Genomic DNA, 4,695 nt, shown 5'->3' on the forward strand with positions numbered 1-4,695 from the left:
TTGTCGTTGATCAGCACGCCCTGCAGCCGGTAGACCTCCTGGATTTCGTTGACCAGATAGGCCGCAAGCTCCTCGATGCCCTTGATCGCCAGGATGTCGTGCGGCGCCGGATTGCCCTCAACGATGAAGTCGCCCTTTTCGACGATATCGCCGTCCTGCAGATGGATATGCTTGCCTTTCGGGATCAGGTATTCGCGCGGCTCCTCGTTCTTGTCCATCGGCTCGATCGAGATCCGGCGCTTGTTCTTGTAGTCGCGGCCGAACCTGATGGTGCCGGCGATTTCCGCGATGATCGCCGCGTCCTTTGGCTTGCGGGCCTCGAACAGTTCGGCGACCCGCGGCAGACCGCCGGTGATGTCGCGGGTCTTGGCGCTTTCGGTGGAAATACGCGCCAGGATATCGCCGGTCTTGACCTTGGCGCCGACGTCGACCGAGAGGATGGCGTCAACCGAAAGCATGTAGCGAGCCTCGCCGCCGCGCGCGAGCTTGAGGATTTTTCCATCCTTGCCCTTGATGACGATGGCCGGGCGCAGGTCCGCCCCGCCCCGCGAGGTGCGCCAGTCGATCACGACTCGCTTGGCGATACCGGTGGATTCGTCGAGCGTCTCCGAGATCGATTGCCCCTCGACCAGATCCTCGAAGCCGATGGTGCCCTCGACTTCGGTCAGGACCGGCCGTGTATAAGGATCCCATTCGGCGATGCGCTGGCCGCGCTTGACCATATCGCCTTCATCGACCCGCATCCGCGCGCCGTACTGGATGCGGTGGGTCGCCCGCTCGGTGCCGTCAGCATCGGTTACCGCGACCACCATGTTGCGGACCATCGCGATCAGATGGCCTTCGCCGTTCTTGGCGATTGCCTTGTTCTTGATCGTCACCTTGCCGTCGAAATTCGATTCGATGAACGACTGCTCGTTGATCTGCGCCGCGCCGCCGATGTGGAAGGTGCGCATCGTCAGCTGCGTGCCGGGTTCGCCGATCGACTGGGCGGCGATGACGCCGACCGCTTCGCCGTGATTGACCGGCGTGCCGCGGGCGAGGTCGCGGCCGTAGCATTTGCCGCAGATGCCGTTGACGAGTTCGCAGGTCAGCGCGGAGCGGATCTTGACTTCCTGAATGCCGGCCTGCTGCAGCGCATCGACATGGGACTCCTCCATCAGCGTGCCGCGCTTGACCACGATCTTGTTGGTCGCGGGATCACGCAGATCCTCGCCGGCGGTGCGGCCGAGAATGCGCGAGGCCAGCGAGGCGACCACGGTGCCGGCATCGATGATGGCGCGCATCTTGATGCCGAGCTTGGTGCCGCAATCGTCGGCCGTGATGATGCAGTCCTGCGCCACGTCGACCAGACGCCGCGTCAGGTAGCCCGAATTCGCCGTCTTCAACGCGGTATCCGCCAGGCCCTTGCGGGCACCGTGGGTTGAGTTGAAGTATTCGAGCACCGACAGGCCTTCCTTGAAGTTGGAAATGATCGGCGTCTCGATGATCTCACCCGACGGCTTGGCCATCAGGCCGCGCATGCCGGCAAGCTGACGCATCTGGTCCTGTGAACCGCGCGCGCCCGAGTTCGACATCATGAAGATCGAGTTGATCTGGGCCTCGCCGCCTTTCGGGTTCTTCTTGACGGCGGAGATCTCCGTCATCATGTCTTCGGAGATTTTCTTGGTGCACTTCGACCAGGCATCCACGACCTTGTTGTATTTCTCGCCGTGGGTGATCAGGCCGTCATTGTACTGCTGCTCGAACTCCTTGGCGAGCGTGCGGGTCTCCTCGACGATCCTCCACTTCGAGGCCGGCACCACCATGTCGTCCTTGCCGAAGGAAATGCCGGCCTTGAACGCATTGTAGAAGCCGAGCGCCATGATGCGGTCGCAGAAGATCACGGTCTCCTTCTGTCCGCAGTGCCGGTAGACCTGGTCGATGACGCCGGAGATTTCCTTCTTGGTCATCAGCTTGTTGATGGCGTCGAACGGAATCTTGGGCGACTTCGGCAGAACATTGCCGAGCATCACCCGGCCCGCCGTGGTCTCGATCCAGCGCCGCACCGGCTTGCCGGCCTCGTCGATGCCGTCCCAGCGATATTTGATCTTGGTGTGCAGGTGGATCACCTTGGAGTGCAAGGCATGCTCGATCTCGGCCATTTCGCCGTAGAGCTTGCCCTCGCCCGGCAGCCCCTCGCGCAGCACCGACAAATAGTACAGGCCGAGCACGATATCCTGCGACGGCACGATGATCGGCTGACCATTGGCCGGATGCAGGATGTTGTTGGTCGACATCATCAGCACGCGCGCCTCGAGCTGGGCCTCCAGCGACAGCGGAACGTGCACCGCCATCTGGTCGCCGTCGAAGTCGGCATTGAATGCCGCGCAGACCAGGGGATGCAGCTGGATCGCCTTGCCTTCGATCAAGACCGGCTCGAAGGCCTGGATACCCAGCCGATGCAGCGTCGGCGCGCGGTTCAGCAGCACGGGATGTTCGCGGATGACCTCGTCAAGGATATCCCAGACCTCCGGGCGCTCCTTTTCGACCAGCTTCTTGGCCTGCTTCACCGTGGTGGACAGACCCTTGGCATCGAGCCGCGAATAGATGAACGGCTTGAACAGCTCGAGCGCCATCTTCTTGGGCAGGCCGCACTGATGCAGCCGCAGTTCGGGACCGACCACGATCACCGACCGGCCGGAATAGTCGACGCGCTTGCCGAGCAGGTTCTGGCGGAAGCGGCCCTGTTTGCCCTTCAGCATGTCCGCCAGCGACTTCAGCGGCCGCTTGTTGGCGCCGGTGATGACGCGGCCGCGGCGGCCGTTGTCGAACAGGGCGTCGACCGCCTCCTGCAGCATGCGCTTTTCGTTGCGGATGATGATATCGGGTGCGCGCAGCTCCATCAGCCGCTTCAGGCGGTTGTTGCGGTTGATGACGCGGCGGTAGAGATCGTTGAGATCGGAGGTCGCAAAGCGGCCGCCATCGAGCGGCACCAGCGGACGCAAATCGGGTGGAATCACCGGCACCACCGTCAGGATCATCCACTCCGGCTTGTTGCCGGAATAGCGGAACGCCTCGACGATCTTCAGACGCTTGGCAAGCTTCTTGTGCTTGATGTCGGAGTCGGTTTCCTGCATCTCGGCGCGCAGGCCGGTCTCGAGCTTTTCAAGCTCAAGTCCCTTGAGCAGTTCGCGGATCGCCTCGGCGCCGATCATGGCGGTGAAAGAGTCCTGGCCGTATTCGTCCTGCGCCTTCAGATACTCGTCTTCCGACAACAGCTGACGGTCCTTGAGCGCGGTCAGGCCGGGCTCGAGAACGACGTAATATTCGAAATACAGAATCCGCTCGAGATCCTTCAGCGTCATGTCGAGCAGAAGGCCGATGCGGGACGGCAACGACTTCAGGAACCAGATATGGGCGACGGGCGCGGCCAGTTCGATGTGGCCCATGCGCTCGCGCCGGACGCGCGACAAGGTCACCTCGACCGAGCACTTTTCGCAGATGATGCCCTTGTACTTCATCCGCTTGTACTTGCCGCACAGGCACTCGTAGTCCTTGATCGGCCCGAAGATGCGGGCGCAGAACAGGCCGTCGCGCTCCGGCTTGAAGGTGCGGTAATTGATGGTCTCAGGCTTCTTGATTTCGCCATAGGACCACGACAGAATCTTTTCCGGCGACGCGATCGAAATCCGGATCTGGTCGAAGACCTGAGCCGGCGTCGTCGGATTGAACAGATTCATAATTTCTTGGTTCATCGTCTTCTCCTCGCGTGCCGGCCGTCACCGGCAGCAAATTCGAATTCCCTGTTCAGCCACGCGCGCCTTTTTCAAAAAGCGCGGGCCGCAAATGCCCGGCGCGAAACCGCGCCGGGTACAAAGCTTACCTTTACTCAGCGGCCTCCGAGGTCGGCGTGGCGCCGACCTTCGAATTGTGCAGGTCGACGTTGAGGCCGAGCGAACGCATTTCCTTGACCAGCACGTTGAAGGATTCGGGGATACCCGCCTCGAACGTGTCGTCGCCGCGAACGATCGCCTCGTACACCTTGGTGCGGCCGGCGACGTCGTCCGACTTCACCGTCAGCATTTCCTGAAGGGTGTAGGCGGCGCCGTAGGCCTCGAGTGCCCAGACCTCCATTTCGCCGAAACGCTGGCCGCCGAACTGCGCCTTGCCGCCCAGCGGTTGCTGGGTGACCAGGCTGTAGGGGCCGATCGAACGGGCATGGATCTTGTCGTCCACCAGATGATGCAGCTTGAGCATGTAGATGTGACCTACGGTGACCTTGCGATCGAAAGTATCGCCAGTGCGGCCGTCGTAGAGTGTCACCTGTCCGGAGCGATCGAGGCCGGCGAGATCGAGCATATGCTCGATGTCCGCCTCCTTGGCGCCGTCGAACACCGGCGTCGCAATCGGCACGCCGTGGCGCAGATTGCTGCCGAGTTCGATGAGACCCTTCTCGTCGAGCGACTTGATGGTCTCGTCCTCGCCGTAGATTTTGCGCAGCAATTCCTTCAGCGGCTTCGGATCGCGCTTGCCGTGATAGAGATCGACGGCATTGCCGATCTTGATGCCGAGGCCGGCGCAGGCCCAGCCCAGATGGGTCTCCAGGATCTGCCCGACATTCATGCGGCTCGGCACGCCGAGCGGATTGAGCACGATGTCGACCGGCGTTCCATCCTCGAGGAACGGCATGTCCTCCTGCGGCACGATCCGCGACAC

The 4,695-nt window shown here is 62.1% G+C and carries 2 protein-coding genes; both read right to left on the reverse strand.

The genetic code is table 11. From position 1 onward, the window contains the following. The coding region (rpoC, locus tag ABSG20_RS30240; RefSeq protein ID WP_423868127.1) for a DNA-directed RNA polymerase subunit beta' at window positions 1–3,734 on the reverse strand (3,734 nt) is incomplete at its 3' end. Between the two features lie 130 nt (window positions 3,735–3,864). Next, the coding region (locus ABSG20_RS30245) for a DNA-directed RNA polymerase subunit beta (RefSeq protein ID WP_490338350.1) at window positions 3,865–4,695 on the reverse strand (831 nt) is incomplete at its 5' end.

The organism is Bradyrhizobium sp., from assembly GCF_049512235.1.
GTDB lineage: Bacteria > Pseudomonadota > Alphaproteobacteria > Rhizobiales > Xanthobacteraceae > Bradyrhizobium.